13 protein-coding genes are annotated in these 15,375 nt (G+C 42.5%); 10 read left to right on the top strand and 3 right to left on the bottom strand.

Annotation, left to right across the window (positions count from 1 at the left end; all coding sequences use genetic code 11):
- Window positions 1-9: 9 nt before the first annotated feature.
- Window positions 10-1,071, top strand: a complete 1,062-nt coding sequence (locus EBO34_RS13545) for a glycosyltransferase (RefSeq protein ID WP_122899431.1) — start codon at window positions 10-12, stop codon at window positions 1,069-1,071.
- Window positions 1,072-1,473: 402 nt separating this feature from the next.
- On the opposite strand, the gene EBO34_RS13540 is transcribed toward EBO34_RS13545, so the two are convergent.
- Entirely contained in the window at window positions 1,474-2,082 is a 609-nt protein-coding gene (locus EBO34_RS13540; protein ID WP_283234595.1) for an Abi family protein, read from the bottom strand.
- Window positions 2,083-2,715: 633 nt separating this feature from the next.
- Between EBO34_RS13540 and EBO34_RS13535 the strand changes: the two genes are divergently transcribed.
- The 5 genes from EBO34_RS13535 (at window position 2,716) to EBO34_RS21095 (ending at window position 6,948) form a co-directional block, all read left to right on the top strand.
- A complete protein-coding gene (locus EBO34_RS13535) occupies window positions 2,716-2,880 on the top strand; it encodes a transposase (RefSeq protein WP_346725804.1) in 165 nt (54 codons plus the stop codon).
- 109 nt (window positions 2,881-2,989) lie between these two features.
- Entirely contained in the window at window positions 2,990-3,337 is a 348-nt protein-coding gene (locus tag EBO34_RS13530; protein WP_122899425.1) for a hypothetical protein, read from the top strand.
- Window positions 3,338-3,684: 347 nt separating this feature from the next.
- The gene (locus EBO34_RS13525) at window positions 3,685-4,926 is read left to right on the top strand and encodes a flagellin N-terminal helical domain-containing protein (protein ID WP_122899423.1); all 1,242 of its coding nucleotides are present in this window, start codon (window positions 3,685-3,687) and stop codon (window positions 4,924-4,926) included.
- A 150-nt stretch (window positions 4,927-5,076) separates the two neighbouring features.
- Window positions 5,077-5,307, top strand: a complete 231-nt coding sequence (locus tag EBO34_RS13520) for a carbon storage regulator (RefSeq protein ID WP_122899421.1) — start codon at window positions 5,077-5,079, stop codon at window positions 5,305-5,307.
- Between the two features lie 63 nt (window positions 5,308-5,370).
- A complete protein-coding gene (locus EBO34_RS21095; protein ID WP_122899419.1) occupies window positions 5,371-6,948 on the top strand; it encodes a flagellin N-terminal helical domain-containing protein in 1,578 nt (525 codons plus the stop codon).
- Between the two features lie 66 nt (window positions 6,949-7,014).
- Here the strand turns inward: EBO34_RS21095 and EBO34_RS13510 are convergent, their stop codons facing one another.
- On the bottom strand, window positions 7,015-8,133 hold the full coding sequence (locus EBO34_RS13510; protein WP_122899417.1) for a response regulator transcription factor: 1,119 nt from the start codon (window positions 8,131-8,133) through the stop codon (window positions 7,015-7,017).
- On the bottom strand, window positions 8,130-9,905 hold the full coding sequence (locus tag EBO34_RS13505) for a cache domain-containing sensor histidine kinase (RefSeq protein WP_183163879.1): 1,776 nt from the start codon (window positions 9,903-9,905) through the stop codon (window positions 8,130-8,132). Before EBO34_RS13505 ends, EBO34_RS13510 begins: the two co-directional genes overlap by 4 nt.
- Window positions 9,906-10,199: 294 nt before the next feature.
- Between EBO34_RS13505 and EBO34_RS13500 the strand changes: the two genes are divergently transcribed.
- The 4 genes from EBO34_RS13500 to EBO34_RS13485 all read left to right on the top strand — a co-directional run bounded on the left by EBO34_RS13500 (window position 10,200) and on the right by EBO34_RS13485 (window position 15,333).
- Window positions 10,200-11,102, top strand: coding sequence for an endonuclease/exonuclease/phosphatase family protein (locus EBO34_RS13500; protein ID WP_249414097.1), 903 nt, complete (start codon window positions 10,200-10,202; stop codon window positions 11,100-11,102).
- A 402-nt stretch (window positions 11,103-11,504) separates the two neighbouring features.
- Complete coding sequence (locus tag EBO34_RS13495) at window positions 11,505-12,527, top strand: ABC transporter substrate-binding protein (RefSeq protein WP_122899413.1); 1,023 nt, start codon at window positions 11,505-11,507, stop codon at window positions 12,525-12,527.
- Window positions 12,528-12,590: 63 nt separating this feature from the next.
- Window positions 12,591-13,700 (top strand): ABC transporter ATP-binding protein, encoded by a 1,110-nt coding sequence (locus EBO34_RS13490; RefSeq protein ID WP_122899411.1) that lies wholly within the window; start codon window positions 12,591-12,593, stop codon window positions 13,698-13,700.
- A complete protein-coding gene (locus tag EBO34_RS13485) occupies window positions 13,657-15,333 on the top strand; it encodes an ABC transporter permease (RefSeq protein WP_122899409.1) in 1,677 nt (558 codons plus the stop codon). The genes EBO34_RS13490 and EBO34_RS13485 overlap by 44 nt, the downstream gene beginning before the upstream one ends.
- The last annotated feature ends 42 nt before the right edge of the window (window positions 15,334-15,375 follow it).

Here is a 15,375-nt window from a genome sequence, read left to right as displayed (position 1 = left end):
TTAGAAATTATGAAAATCATACATTTTTTTGGTACCATGAATAGAGGTGGGGCTGAACTACGGACCTTAGAGGTTATAGATAGAGTAGGTGGTTCCGTTGAAAACCATTTCTGTGTATTATCCGGCAAAAGAGGAGCTTTAGATGATAAGATAATAGAAAATGGAGGGAAAATACACTATCTAAAGTTTAACTTGCTTTTTCTATTTAAATTATATAATTTATTGAAAAATGAACGCCCAAATGTCGTACACTCTCATGTATTTTATACCTCGGGACTAATTTTATTAGTTGCAAAATTCAACGGGGTAAAAGGGCGGATTTCACATTTTAGATCCTCGTCTAACGGTAGAGATATAAATATTTTTAATAATATAAAATATGGATTTTTAAAGATGTTAACTTTATATGCAGCGACCGACGTTATAGGAGTAAGTGAAACTACAATGAAGGCAGCAATAGGGGAAAGGTGGAAGGAAAACAGTAAGTGCCAAGTAATTTATAATGGTATAAAAAATAACGGTAAATTTAAAAAAAATATTCAAGTAAACAGTACAACTAATTTAGTTAATGTAGGACGTTTAATTAGTAGTAAAAACCAAATGTTTCTTGTTGATTTATTAAAGACAATGGATACTGGCAGATTTAACTTGAAATTGGTTGGAAATTGTAAAACTGAGTACGCAGAGGGAATAGCAAAAAGTTTAAAAGAGCTTGAAATAAATAATATAAATTTAATTGGTGAAAAAGAAAATGTACATGATTTTTTACGCGAAAGTCAAATTTTCCTATTTCCAACGGAAAGAGAAGGATTACCCGGAGCTTTATTAGAAGCCTTATATCATGGTCTACCATGTATAGTCTCAGATATTGATATACACCTAGAATTGAAAGAGTATTTTCCAAAACAATTGACTATACTACCTTTAGAACTATCACTGTGGAAAGATGAACTTTTAAAAGTAGATCACAGTCTTAGAAACGGCCTATACGAATGTGATGACATATCAAAAGCACCCTTTGATTTAGATAGGTCTGTTTTAAAATTTAAAGACCTCTGGAGCAAATATTAATGAACTAATGGAATTACTCTACTTTTCCTAGACCTCTCAGCATTTATTACTCTTCTAGCTCTGGCTTCATTTTTAATATCATCATGGTAATAAGTCATGATATTTCTTGGACATAGAAGCATACTCTTAGTTGCCATTACATTCACCTCAATAAATTATATGAGGTGGTTCGTTTGTCTCATTCCAATGGACTTGATGGTTATATATGACGGTATGATTCATTATGTTGTCTTAATATTTATTAAAAATCAAATAAGGATAGTCCAAGATGTAATAGAAAAAAGAGGGGACGACTTATAAATGATTGGAACCTGGCGCAAAAAGAAAATTCACTTAGTACAATGTCTTAGTGACAACTACTTAGTGAATTTTATTTTTTCTAAAGTTGAAAGAGGTATGTTGTTAGCTTCTAATCATTTCATACCAGTCAAAATTCATACCCATGGATCTTTCAATTTCACTTATGGGGATTGTGTTTAATTCTTGACTTAGCTTATCAAACTCATTTTTAATTTCTTTTATAAAAATATTTAATTCTTTGCTATCCATGAATAACGATATAATAAAAATTAACGCGTAAATACCTTGGCGTGAATTTAGTCTCTTCTTTTTTTGAGAAGAGTTTAACCTTCGACGAAGAGTCACATCAACATCGTTAGGTAATTTCTTTCCAAAGTTCATATAAATGTCATCTAAAGGTACTTTTATCTTTGTTAAATAAAATCGCTCGTTATGTGCACATATATTTCGATAAATACTTAATATTTGTAAAATTCTAGATGTATTAATAATTGATAAATCTTTTTGAATTGAAGGCTGAGATTTTAAGCCCAAAGACTCTATTATCTCTAATTGAACAGACTCCTTTTGAAGTGTGAAAAGATGACTCACATTCCCAAATGTTATTACATTCATTAAAATCCACATCGGCATGTAGCCGTGTTGTTCAAGATAAGATTTAATGGAGTCGTTTTTATTTTTACGTTGCTGGCCTAACGTTCTATGAAGCACCGGGACGGTTCTGGTGCTTCCGGCCCGCAAACGATGAACTCTCCCTATGGGAAATGTCTTGAAAATGACTTATCTCAAATTTGAATTGAATGAATGTTAATTCATTGATTAAGCATAGCAGGTGGGGTTGGTATAGCTGGGACTTAGAAAAGCGAGATGGCCGTTATTTAGAAGTGAGTGAGATGAAATTGGTTTGATAGTACAGCAATCGCATGGTCAGTTAAGAAGAAGTGTCTTTCACCCTTCTAGGAAGCGCGGGGACGGTTCTTTGCTTCCAGCAAGGGAGTTATTCAGGGGGTGGGAAGCAAATAGAAGCCGTCCCCGAGCTTCCTTTTTTATTTTGAGAACTTTTGTTCCCCTTTTTGGTTTTTTGTGCTATATTATTTTCAACGTATGATTTTCTTCGAATTCTCCTTAATTTCTTTCCTCAGTGTAATACCTTTCCTTCAATTCTATTATTTCTTTTGTTTTTTGCCTTATGTCCTCTATTTGGATACTCCTTTATTCCTTAATGCTCCCCATACATTCTTCAATCTTGTTTTTTATCTCTTGTTCTTTGTCTAATTTATTTACAAAGGTGGTGGTTGTGTGCCTCAAGGGGCGAGGGTGAAAAGCCGGACTGGGATTTATCATATGATGTGGAGAGGATCTAGCGGGCAAGAGATCTTTCATGACGACGATGACCGTACTCAGTTCCTTGAATTCGTTAAAAGATATAAACGGCGTTTTAATATGAAGGTATACGCCTGGTGTTTGATGAATAATCATGTCCATTTCCTCATAAAAAGAAGGCAATGAACCGGTTTCCGATACGGTGAAACGGATCGGTGTGTGCTTTGTTAAGTTTTACAATTGGAAATACAGGATATCGGGCCATCTGTTTCAGGACCGTTTTAAGAGTGAGAGCGTGGAAACCGATCAGTATCTCCTAACGGTTGTCAGATATATTCATCAGAATCCGGTAAAAGCGGGAATGGTCACCCGTGTTGATGAGTGGAAGTGGAGCAGCTGTCCTGGGTATTACAAAGGTGCAGGGGCACTCTTTTGTGAACTTCTGGATTCACGTTTTGTATTATCTCAGTTTGCGAACAACATGGTGAAGTTTAAAGAGTTTAATGAGAGAGTCAATGATGATCAGTGTCTCGATATAGAGATGAGTCAGAGGTTAACGGATGATGAAGGAAGGGCATTGATTGTGGAGCTTTTGGGGACTACCTTGAATATTGCACTGGTTAAGAGATGGGAACGGTTCTGATGCTTCATGGCACACTGGAAGGTGTGCTCACGAAAAATATTAAAGATGAAGTTGTAATCCTCCTGTCATTTTGTGGTTTAGTTCTTCAAAATTACCTTAATGTTGGTCCTTCTCATTACGTATTCAGAACTTAATCAAAACGGGGGAGATTCAGACAGGTGGATAAGCTAAGTGAAGCTAGTTTTAATTTTTTTCAATAATCACTCAAAGTTTATTAAACCGTGTCGATATAATATCTGAAGGTGAAAATCTTCATAACCAAACCGGTGTTAAGTGCTCTATATAGAGACTTACATATAAAGACCACACGGACGTGGTCTGAAAAACTACAATGGAGGTAGATCATTATGATCATCAACAACAACATTTCAGCGTTGAACACCCACCGTCAGATGGGAATCAACCAGGCAGCAAACCAGAGTTCAATGGAGAAGCTTTCTTCAGGTCTTCGTATCAACCGTGCTGGAGACGACGCCGCAGGTCTTGCGATTTCCGAGAAGATGCGCGCACAGATTAACGGGTTGGACCAGGCGAGCCGTAACGCACAGGACGGAATCTCACTAATCCAAACGGCTGAGGGTGCCCTTGACGAAACGCACTCGATTCTTCAGCGTATGCGCGAACTTGCGGTACAGGCAGCGAACGACACAAACGTTGACGTGGACCGTAACGAGATCCAAAAAGAAATGAACCAGCTTACTTCTGAGATCAACCGTATTGGTAACACGACGGAATTTAACACGCAAAACCTTCTTGATGGAGGAACTGGTAAGATTAGTGTCGGTGATCCATCGCCAGGAACAGATTCTGATGCAAGTTCTATTTCATTTACTGTTGATGAGAATTTTGCGGTAGGTCAAACAATTGAGATTAATGGAGAAAGGTTTACTGCAATTGAAGCTGGTGGAACATCAGGAACTAATACTTTTGAAATTGGTGAAGATGCTGACGAAACTGCCGGGAACTTGAGAGCTGCGATTGGCGATCACGATGATTATACTGGTGGAGGCAGTGGAAATACCATTACAGTTACTACAGCGACAAATACAGATGAAGAAGTTTCTGTATCATTAGGTGAGAAGCCAGGGTTCTCTGCAAACTTCCAGATCGGAGCAAACCAGGGGCAGTCAATGACAATTGAGGTAGCTGATATGAGAGCAGGAGCTCTCGGAATCAGTGGTGTGGCTGGAGATGATGCTAACGGTGTCGGAAGCAAAGCAGCGGGTGCTGTTTACGCAGCGGGTACAGATGTTACTGACGGCACAACAAACACTGGATCAGAAGCAGCTCTTGATGTAACCACTCACGAAAATGCTTCTGCAGCTGTTGAAGTATTAAATCAGGCGATTGAAAGCGTATCTGCACAGCGTTCTGAGCTTGGTGCGTTCCAAAACCGACTTGAGCACACGATCTCAAACTTAAACAATGCCTCTGAGAACCTTTCGGCTGCGGAGTCTCGTATCCGTGATGTAGATATGGCCGCTGAGATGATGGAGATGACGCGTACAAACATCCTTTCTCAGGCTTCTCAGTCTATGCTTGCACAAGCAAACCAACAGCCACAATCCGTTCTTCAACTTTTAGGTTAATAAAAACAGCCTCCATTTGGGGGCTGTTTTTTTAATTTCTTAACTTAGGTACGACAAAGAAATGATTTAGAATAAAATAACTCTCGATTTATTAAAGGTATGTAAAAAAATGTCGATATAAAAACAGAAGACATCAGGGAGGATGAGAATATGGGACTTGTTATTGGCCGGAAGCCGGGTGAATCAATCATCATTGGTGATTGCATTAAAGTCAAAGTAATCATGGACGATTCAGATGAGCTGAGATTGCGGATTGAGGCTCCAAGAGAAGTTGAGATTTTAAGAGAAGAGCTTCATCCGTCATATACAGATTTTAATATTCAGCTGACGGAAAAGCAGAAAAAAGAACTTATTGAAAAAGGTGTTAAGTTCTCTACTTAAGAGACTTACATATAAAAGACCACACGGACGTGGTCTGAAAAACTACAATGGAGGTAGATCATTATGATCATCAACAACAACATTTCAGCGTTGAACACCCACCGTCAGATGGGAATCAACCAACAGGCTAACCAAAGTTCCATGGAGAAGCTTTCTTCTGGACTTCGTATCAACCGTGCGGGAGACGACGCAGCGGGTCTTGCGATTTCCGAGAAGATGCGAGCACAGATCAATGGTTTGGACCAGGCAAGCCGTAACGGCCAGGACGGCATCTCACTAATTCAGACGGCTGAAGGTGCGCTTGATGAATCACACTCGATCCTGCAGCGTATGCGCGAACTTGCTGTACAGGCAGCGAACGATACAAACGTTGACGTAGACCGTAACGAGATCCAAAAGGAAATGAACCAGCTGACTTCTGAAATCAACCGTATCGGTAACACGACGGAGTTTAACACGCAAAGCTTGTTAAACGGCGGTGGGGATGTATCCGGTCAAGTCAGTATCACTGAAAATACAGCGAGTGTTGAAGCTGTATCCGAAGTGGCAGGGGTATATTCTTTCGAGCTTGATGCAGTACCATCCAATGGTGATACATTAGAGATTGGCGGAGAGACGTTTACTTTTGGAAACGAAGATGGAGAAGTTACAATTGGTTCGTTGAATGAGACTGCCGAAAACCTTCGGCAAGCAATTAACGGAAGTTCATTAGCAAGCAGGTTCGAATCTGCCACTGGGGCTGATGCTGAAATCATCCTGACAGAGTCTTCAGGTCAAGCTACAGGAACTGATATCGCTGTTAATGGAGACTCTGTATCAGCCTTCACTGTTGATGTGGAAAGTGTTGAAGGAATTAGTGAACAGGCAGGGGTATTTGAATTAACAATTGAAAATGCTTTTGCAGACGGTGAAGCCATTGAAATTGCAGGAACCACATATACTTATCAATCTGACGGTTCAGGAGATTTTGATGGAGCTGATGTTAACTCTCAAGCTACAGCTTTAGCTAGCCTTCTTCAAAGCGAATCACAATTTGTTACTGCTAGTGCTTCATCAGGGATAATAACTATTACTGAAGCTAGTGGTGAAGCTGGTGGTGAGACGCTTACGGGAGGTGTAACAGGGGTTGGAGGAAGTGAATTCTCTGCCAACTTCCAAATCGGTGCAAACCAGGGCCAATCGATGACAATTGAAATTGCTGATATGAGAGCAAGCGCTCTTGGAATCAGCGGAGTTTCTGATGCTGCTGCCAATGGTGTAGGCGGTAAAGATGCGGGTGCTGTATTCACAGATGCCCATGATGTAAGTAACGGAACTGACAACGCAAAGTCCGAATCTGCCCTTGATGTTTCTACACACGAAAATGCTTCTGCAGCCGTTGAAGTATTGAATCAGGCGATTGAAAGCGTATCTGCCCAGCGTTCTGAGCTTGGTGCGTTCCAAAACCGACTTGAGCACACCATATCAAACTTAAACAACGCTTCTGAGAACCTGTCAGCTGCGGAATCCCGTATCCGTGATGTAGATATGGCTGCTGAGATGATGGAAATGACACGTACAAACATCCTTTCCCAGGCGTCTCAGTCTATGCTTGCACAAGCAAACCAACAGCCACAATCCGTTCTGCAACTTCTAGGTTAATAATAAAAAAGCCTCCAATATGGGGGCTTTTTTTCAATTTGACTGTACTTAGTATCCAGCGTTTAATTAATCCTCTTGTTTCCGGTATTCCTTCGGTGTCACCCCGCACTTCTTTTTAAAAGTCTGACTGAAGTACCGGGAATCTGTATAGCCTACCTTTTCTGCAATCTCGTAGGTTTTCAGGGATGTTTCCCGGAGGAGGCGCTTAGCTTCTGTGAGCCGCTTATCTGTGATGTAGTCTACGAAGTTTTTGCCGGTGAGCTGTTTAAACAGCTTGCTGAACTGGCTGGTGCTGATGTGAAAAAAATCCGCAAGCTCGGCCTGGTTTAATTGCAGGTTAATGTTGGCGTCTATGTAGTGCACGGCTTTTGTAATATCTACCGTAAACTGTGTACTTTGGTACAGCGTATATCCGGATTCATTGGCCAGGTCCGTTTGTTCGATTGCCCATTTGGCTTCCTCATACAGACGGGACCAGTCAGTTATTAAAGAGGAGACTGAGCTTACTCCTGCCGTTTGTGGCTTAAGGGTCGATAACAGCGATTCGATATGCTGTGGCCAGCTTCTGCTGTCAGTAATGTTATAGATAAGAAGTTCCAGTTTAGTGGGGTCTGCACTTATATTGAGATGGGCAAAGTCAGTATAGTGATCGGTAACTTCCTCACAGGATTCCTTCAGGTCCACAATAACGAAACCGAATGGAGGAGAGGGAGAGAAATAATCATTCAGACGAGCGATGTTTTCCGCTGTAGGGTGAGACACAACTTCCCTTGCGAGGAGGGATATAATGTCTTTCTTTTCACTGCGGTCTGTTTCAAGCTCTCCGAGTATTTTCTCCATCGTTGATTGAAGCTCATTTTCGTCCGTCGGCTTCAACAGCAGATCCCTGGCTCCCAGCTTCAATGCTTTTTGGGCATATTCAAATTCATTGTGACCTGTCAGGATGATGCTTTTCATGTCGGGATATCTCTCTGAACAGTGCTCCATTAACGCCAGTCCGTCCATCCCGGGCATACGTATGTCCGTTAACAGGATATCGGGTTCGTGAAGTGCGATAAGAGAAGCCGCTTCCTTTCCATTTGAAGCTGCTCCGAGTACATTGATCCCCCATTCTGACCAGGGGATTGTTTTTAATAAGCCCTCGCGTATAAGCCATTCGTCATCAACAATTAATAGTGTTGTCATGCGGATTCCTCCCTGTAGGCGGGCAAGGTTATGGAGAATTTTGTTCCTTCGTTTTCCTTCGTTTCAATATGCCATGTAAAATCATTTCCGTAATATAAAAACACTCTTCGTTTGACGTTTTGAAGTCCTATTCCTGTTCCTTTAGATTGTAATGGTTTTTCCAGATTGATCCTGTCTAACGTTTTACTGTCTATACCTGCCCCGTCATCTTCAACGATAATTTGCAGGCTGTTTGAAATCACCGTAATCGTAATGGAAAGATTACCTTTTTCCACTTTTCCTTCGAGTCCGTGGCTGATGGCGTTCTCTACAAGAGGTTGCAGCAGAAGGGAAGGGATGAGCGCTTTCTTTGCTTCTTCATCTACATGCATATGAATGTTAAATTGGTCCCGGTAACGGACTTCTTGAATATTCAGGTAATTTTTAAGCTGTTTAATGTCTTCTTCCAAAGGAACAAGGTCGTCCCCCCGTTTGATGGAATATCTCATAATTTCCCCCAGTGAGACCACCAGCTTGCTAATCTCTTTTGCACCATGTAAACGTGCCATCCAGTTGACGGTTTCAAGTGTGTTATATAAAAAATGAGGATTAATTTGAGCCTGGAGAGCTTTAATCTCGGACTCTTTCAAACGGATCTTTTTCTCATAATTCTCCTGAATCAGCTTGTTCACCCTTCCAAGCATCCGGTTAAAGCGGCGGGCGAATATGCCGATATCATCGTTGTACTTCGGTGCAAAGCGGGCTGTCAGGTCCCCTTTTTCCACCGTTCTCATGACTTTCATCACTTTATACAAAGGATCAGTGACCGTTTTGGACAGGAAATAAGCGAGCCAGGATGAGATGATAATTCCCAGTATGGCAAAGCTCCAAGTAAGGTTTCTGATCAGACTGTTCTTTTCATGAATCAGTCCGATAGGTGTAAGACTGACAATTTTAAAGCCCGTATCTTCAGCCGTGTCATAGGTGAGAACAGAGGCCTGACTTTCCCACTCTGCTTCAAAGAAACCCTGATCGCCCTGGATGACACGGGGTAAAAAATCATAGCTCAGACGGGTACCCACAATCTCTTTATTCGGCTGGCTTGAGATGATATAGCCCTGTTCATCTAATAAAAACAGCTGATCGTTAAGGTGTTTGCCTCCCGTGGCATAAATGTCCGAGAGTGCTGATTCATAAATATCGATCATTAAGTAGCCAAGAGGTTCTTGTGTACTGTGGTCATGAAGCATTCTGCCGGATGTCAGAACCACCTCCTGCATTTCCTCAGGCCTGATCGAATAGTGGGTATCCCAGATGTTTTTTCCGTCAGCCGCCTGGGCCTTTCTGAAGGCGCCCCAGTTGTCCCGGATGTGATTGTAGTGAGGAGGCAGGTGCTGGGTGGAAAAATAACGGTCTCCGTTGGCTCCGATGATGTAAATGCTCACATCCCAGTTTTTGGCCCCCATGACTGTTTCAAAGAGGCGCTCTATTTGTTGCAGGTCTTCATCCTTTTCCTCCGGGCTCCGGTAAGGATCTTTATTTAAAATCTCCTGAATCTCCTCATTTTTATAGAGAAAGAGAGACAACTGCTCAACATCGTTTATAAAATAAGTCAGGTTATTGTTCACCTGCTTAAGCCGCTCCAGTTCACCTTCACTGATTTCTTCCTGCATCAGTTTTGTTACATAGTTGTAGGAAAACAGACCGAGTAAGGAGACGGGGATAAATGCCGTAACAATAATCAGGGCAATTAACTTGGTTCGCAAATTTAAACTCAAAAAACGACGAATCATCCTCCCATTCCTCCTTCTTTTCCCGTTCTTTTTCCAAATGTGACCAACGGCCCGAATCGTTGGAACTGTATTTCTCATTTATAGCACTTTATGGAAAATAATCATACTAATCTCGAAAAAACACCCCACAAGAAAGCGCTTACTAAAATGATAGAATGACTATATTCTACCACGTTTTAGGAGGTGTGTTGAGGTCCTTTCGGTTTACTAAGGAACCTTTGTGGTGTTTCAATTCTGGTTTTTATACGTGCCACTCGTTGTTTGACTACTAAAAAAGGATAAGGAGCGATTGAGTTGAAAACAAGAAAAAAAGGATTAATAGTCTTTTTCGCAGTTGCTTTGCTGTTTTCATTTATCATTCCCGTCAACCACCAGGCAAGCGCCGATACTCCAAGGGGAAATGAAGTAAACGTGGACGTAATGTCATTTAATATTGCTCATGGCCGAGGGATGGACGGAGTCATGGATTTGGAACGAATCGCAACGGAGATTGAAGAATCCGGTGCTGAGATTATAGGTCTTCAGGAAGTAGACCGTCATTGGTCCGACCGAAGTGATTTTGAAGATCAGGCGAAATGGCTCGCAGAACGTCTTGATATGCATTATGTGTATGGGGCAAACCTTGACCGGGAGCCGTTAGAAGAGGGAGATCCCAACCGTCAGTATGGAACCGCTGTGTTAAGTGAGTATCCAATCATTGATTCGCAAAATCACCTTCTCACTCTCATGGTTATTGAAGGTGAACACAATGAACAGCGAGGGTTACTGGAAACAGTAATCAATGTAAAAGGAAACCATATTCGCTTTTTCAATACACATTTAGGATTAAAAGAAGTGGAGCGGCTGGTTAACATTCAGGAGATCTTTGATATTGTAGATGAAGACAATAAACCAAGTATTATCGTAGGGGATTTCAATGCTTATCCCGGTGACGAGGAAATAGATTTAATGGAAGAAAGATTCGATGATGTCTTTGTGAGCCTAGGGTTAAATGATGCCTACACCTTTCCTGCACCTTATGTGGATCCTGAGACTGGTGAAGTAACAGAACCAAATGCTAGAATTGATTACATCTTTTCGGATAAAGACCTAGAATACCAGAATGCCAGAGTGATTCATACAAGTGTATCTGATCACCTGCCGATTCTAATCGAGTTTACATTGGACAGAAGCAGACCCTATGAAAATGGAAGATAAATAGTGCGTTTAAGAGGCTGGGACATAAAGAAAGTGTTTAGCTGAAAATCCGAACAATACGCGAACATAGCGGATGAAATATACGTAGACTCCTGCGGAATGAAAAAGCAAAGGTGAGACCCCACAGTGCGCAGCACGAGGAGGTTCACCAGCTTTCCGCGGAAAGCGGAGTATATTTCAGGAGCGACTTGTTTGCACCGTATGTTATTTGTTCGGATTCTCGTTGACTAAAACACTTCTGTCCCAGCCCTTTTGCCGGCTGAAATGGTAATTGGAATAGAAGTTTGGCATACAGGAAAAAAAACATACTTTTTCAGAAAGATTACAACATTAAAATCAGTTTCAGACCTGCTACGATAGATTACAAGGAAAACGTATTACTACATTAAAGGGGGATTTATTATGAAAAAGGCAGGGTTTCTGGCTTCGTCTCTTGCAGTATTAACGGTTTTTGCAGCTGCTTGCGGCGCAGAGGATGATGCAAGCGGAGAAAGCTCATCAAATGTTGTAACCGTTTACTCACCGCACCAGTCTGAAATTATCAACCCGATTGTAAGAGAATTTCAGGAGCGTTCCGGGATTGAGGTGGACCTTGTAACCGGCGGAACAGGGGAGTTACTGAACCGGGTACAGGCTGAATCAAACAATCCGGGTGGTGACGTGTTCTGGGGCGGAGGTGCCGAGTCCCTCGAAGCCTACAATGATTATTTTGAACCGTATGTAACAAGTGAAGATGACAGCATACCGGAGGAATATAAGAGCCCTACGAACCACTGGACAGGCTTCTCCGCTTTACCGATGGTCATTATGTATAACGAAGAGATGGTCAGTGAAGAGGATGCACCTACAAGCTGGGAAGACCTTCTGGATGAGCAGTGGAAAGGGAAAATTGCCTACACGGATCCAGGCCGCTCAGGATCTTCCTATACACAGCTCGTGACGATGCTTTTTGCCTATGAAGAAAACGGAGAAAAGGGTTGGGATTTTGTTGAGCGTTTCGTGGAGAACCTTGACGGTACGATGCTTTCCGGATCGAGTATGGTATTCAGAGGTATTGCAGATGGTGAATTCCCGATCGGAATTACCCTTGAAGAAGCAGCTCACCGTTACATTGCCGGCGGGTCTCCCGTTAATGTAGCCTACCCTGAAGAGGGAACGTCAGCAGTTCCGGATGGCATGGCACTCGTGAAGGATTCAAAGAACAGTGCAGAAGCACAGGAGTTTATGGACTTCTTAGTGAGTGAGGATGTACAGGAAATGATTGTAGAAGAATTTAACCGTCGTTCCATTCGTGAGGATATTGATCCTCCTGAAGGTCTTGTAGACTCTTCAGAGATCCCAATGGTCGATTACGACTTTGAATGGTCTGCTGAAAATCAGGAAGAAGTCATGCAGCAGTTCCAGCAGTTAATTATGCAGCAGTAATATATTGTACTGAAAGGGATCGGGACATTTCTTGATCCCTTTTCTTTTAAGGGAGGAAAGGACATGGGAAGCATCAACATCAAAGAGGTTAGTAAACTGTTCGGAGAAACAAGAGCGGTTGACCGTGCTGATATTCAAATAAAAGAAGGGGAGTTTTTCACCCTCCTTGGTCCGAGCGGGTGTGGAAAAACCACTCTTCTCAGAATGCTTGCAGGGTTTTACAGACAGGAAGAGGGAGACATCTACTTCGATGAAAAGCTGGTCAACGACCTTCCTGCTCATAAAAGAAACATCGGTATGGTTTTTCAGAACTATGCCATCTTTCCTCACATGACGGTCTTTGACAATGTGGCTTACGGTCTGAAAGCAAGGAAGGTAGGCAAGAAGCAATTGACAGAGCGGGTAGAAGAAGCACTGGAAATGGTGGAGCTTTCCCACTTAAAAGATCGCCAGCCATCCCAGCTTAGCGGCGGACAGCAGCAAAGGGTAGCACTTGCCAGAGCCGTTGTCATTCATCCTGGTTTGTTATTGATGGACGAACCTCTCTCGAACCTGGATGCAAAGTTACGTGTGAAAATGAGGGATGACATCCGTAATCTGCAAAAGAAACTAAACATCACAACGATTTATGTCACACACGATCAAGAAGAAGCTCTGGCTGTGTCTGACCGGATTGCTGTTCTGGACAGTGGTAAAATTCAGCAGATCGGAAAGCCACATGATATTTACCTCCACCCTAAAAATAAATTCGTTGCCAACTTTATCGGCACGACCAATTTTTTGGATGGTACTGTAAGCGGGAAGACTCTTCGCGTTGGCGGAGCAGCCTATCCGATAGAGCTGAACAACAATTATGAAGGAGACGTTTTGTATTCTATCAGACCGGAGCAAATCAACATTCTTGGAGACAACGATCACAGTGAACGAGCCCTGAGCGGGGTTGTAACGGATGCGTCGTTTTTAGGAGAATCTGTCGTCTACCGTGTAGGGTTGGAAAACGGAGACGAGGTTCGTGTGCATGAACACTCTATTCGATACCATGAACTGAGGGAGATAAAGGATTACGTACGAATTGACCTTAACCCAAAAGACGCTGTGGTATTTAATGCGAGCGGGGAGGAGGTCCTCAATGAGCCCGAAACCAGTGACAACTCCTCAGTCAAATCCCTTTAAGTTTCGGCTGGATTTTTGGAACGGAATTACCATTGTTGCATTTCTTCTCATCGGTCTATTCCTTCTTTATCCGCTGTTCAATATTTTTATTAATAGTTTCTGGCAGGATGGAAGAATCTCTCTTGAAAACTACCGGGATTTCTTTTCCTACCGTTATTACTACAGTGCTCTATTTAATAGTTTTATTGTATCTACATCAGCTACGTTCTTTGCATGCTGTATCGGGATTCCGCTGGCCTATGCCATGTCCCGGTTCAATATCCCGTTTAAAGGGCTGATTAATATACTGATCGTCCTTACGTTATTATCCCCGCCGTTTATCGGAGCCTATTCCTGGATTTTAATGCTCGGAAATAACGGGTTCATCACAAACTTCCTGGGTAATTTCGGACTCGATATTCCGTCTATTTACGGGCTTCACGGGATGATCTGGGTTTTCACACTGCAATTTTACCCCCATATCTACCTTTATGTATCAGGGGCGTTGAAAACGATAGACAGTTCCTTGGAAGAAGCGTCGGAAAACCTGGGTGTTGCCGGGTGGCAGCGGATCCGTCAGGTCACATTGCCGTTAATTTTCCCAACCCTGTCTACAGGGGCGCTGATGGTATTTATGGCGTCATTTGCAGATTTTGGCACACCGATGCTGATCGGGCAGGGTGAGAAGGTACTGCCGATTCTTGCATACGAACAGTTTATCAGTGAAATGGGAACCAACCCTGCAATGGCCAGTACGTTAAGTATGATTCTATTGACGGTTACGACGCTCGTCCTGTTCGTTCAAAGGTACTTAGTAACAAAGAAAACATACACCATGAGTGCATTGCGGCCTCCTAAACTTATAAAGCTTAAATGGCCACTTCGGCTGGCAGCCACGCTGATGGTGTTCAGTGTAATCGTGGTGTCGATTATTCCGCAGGCGACGGTTATCACCACGTCTTTCCTAAAGACAAACGGGCCTGTATTTGTGCCACAGTTCAGTCTGGACAGTTATCGTGAGGTGATGTACCGGGTTCCCGGGGCGATACAAAATACGTTCACCTATGCAAGTATTTCGATCGTAATCATGGTATTTGCCGGTCTCACCTTGTCTTATGTGATTGTCAGAAGAAGCTCCAAGCTTACGTCGATATTGGATGCACTGATTATGATTCCGTATGTTATGCCGGGAACGGTGCTGGGAATCAGTCTGATCATTGCGTTTAATGAGCCGCCTATAGAACTGACGGGTACCTGGGTCATCCTTGTTATCGCCTACTGTATACGTAAACTGCCGTATACGATGAGATCGAGTACCGCCATTCTCTATCAGATTGACAAAAGCGTGGAGGAAGCGTCCATCAGTCTGGGTGTCCCGCCAATGAAGACATTCTTTAAAACCACAGCTGTGTTAATGATACCGGGTGTTTTATCGGGAGCCATTTTGAGCTGGGTAACGACGATCAATGAGTTAAGTTCAACCATTGTTCTTTACTATGGAGCAACAGCTACCATTACGGTCTCCATTTACAGTGAAGTGTTCACCGCAAACTTCGGTACAGCTGCGGCATTGGCATCGATCCTGTCGTTAAGTACGATCGTGTCGTTGATTGTGATCACCAAGTTGTCCGGGAAAAAAGAGTTCAATATCTGATTTAAAAGGAGAGTGCGAAACAGTCCTGGGTTAGCGATTGGG

The organism is Alteribacter keqinensis (genome assembly GCF_003710255.1).
GTDB classification, from domain to species: Bacteria; Bacillota; Bacilli; order Bacillales; family Salisediminibacteriaceae; genus Alteribacter; species Alteribacter keqinensis.
This window is presented reverse-complemented; position numbering and strand designations above follow the sequence as displayed.

Bases quoted from the DNA above. Each gene is read 5' to 3' on its own strand.
- EBO34_RS13505 (WP_183163879.1), bottom strand. From the start codon at position 9,905: ATGATTCGTCGTTTTTTGAGTTTAAATTTGCGAACCAAGTTAATTGCC.
- EBO34_RS13490 (WP_122899411.1), top strand. From the start codon at position 12,591: ATGGGAAGCATCAACATCAAAGAGGTTAGTAAACTGTTCGGAGAAACA.
- EBO34_RS13525 (WP_122899423.1), top strand. From the start codon at position 3,685: ATGATCATCAACAACAACATTTCAGCGTTGAACACCCACCGTCAGATG.
- EBO34_RS21095 (WP_122899419.1), top strand. From the start codon at position 5,371: ATGATCATCAACAACAACATTTCAGCGTTGAACACCCACCGTCAGATG.
- EBO34_RS13495 (WP_122899413.1), top strand. From the start codon at position 11,505: ATGAAAAAGGCAGGGTTTCTGGCTTCGTCTCTTGCAGTATTAACGGTT.
- EBO34_RS13520 (WP_122899421.1), top strand. From the start codon at position 5,077: ATGGGACTTGTTATTGGCCGGAAGCCGGGTGAATCAATCATCATTGGT.
- EBO34_RS13485 (WP_122899409.1), top strand. From the start codon at position 13,657: ATGAGCCCGAAACCAGTGACAACTCCTCAGTCAAATCCCTTTAAGTTT.
- EBO34_RS13510 (WP_122899417.1), bottom strand. From the start codon at position 8,133: ATGACAACACTATTAATTGTTGATGACGAATGGCTTATACGCGAGGGC.
- EBO34_RS13545 (WP_122899431.1), top strand. From the start codon at position 10: ATGAAAATCATACATTTTTTTGGTACCATGAATAGAGGTGGGGCTGAA.
- EBO34_RS13535 (WP_346725804.1), top strand. From the start codon at position 2,716: ATGATGTGGAGAGGATCTAGCGGGCAAGAGATCTTTCATGACGACGAT.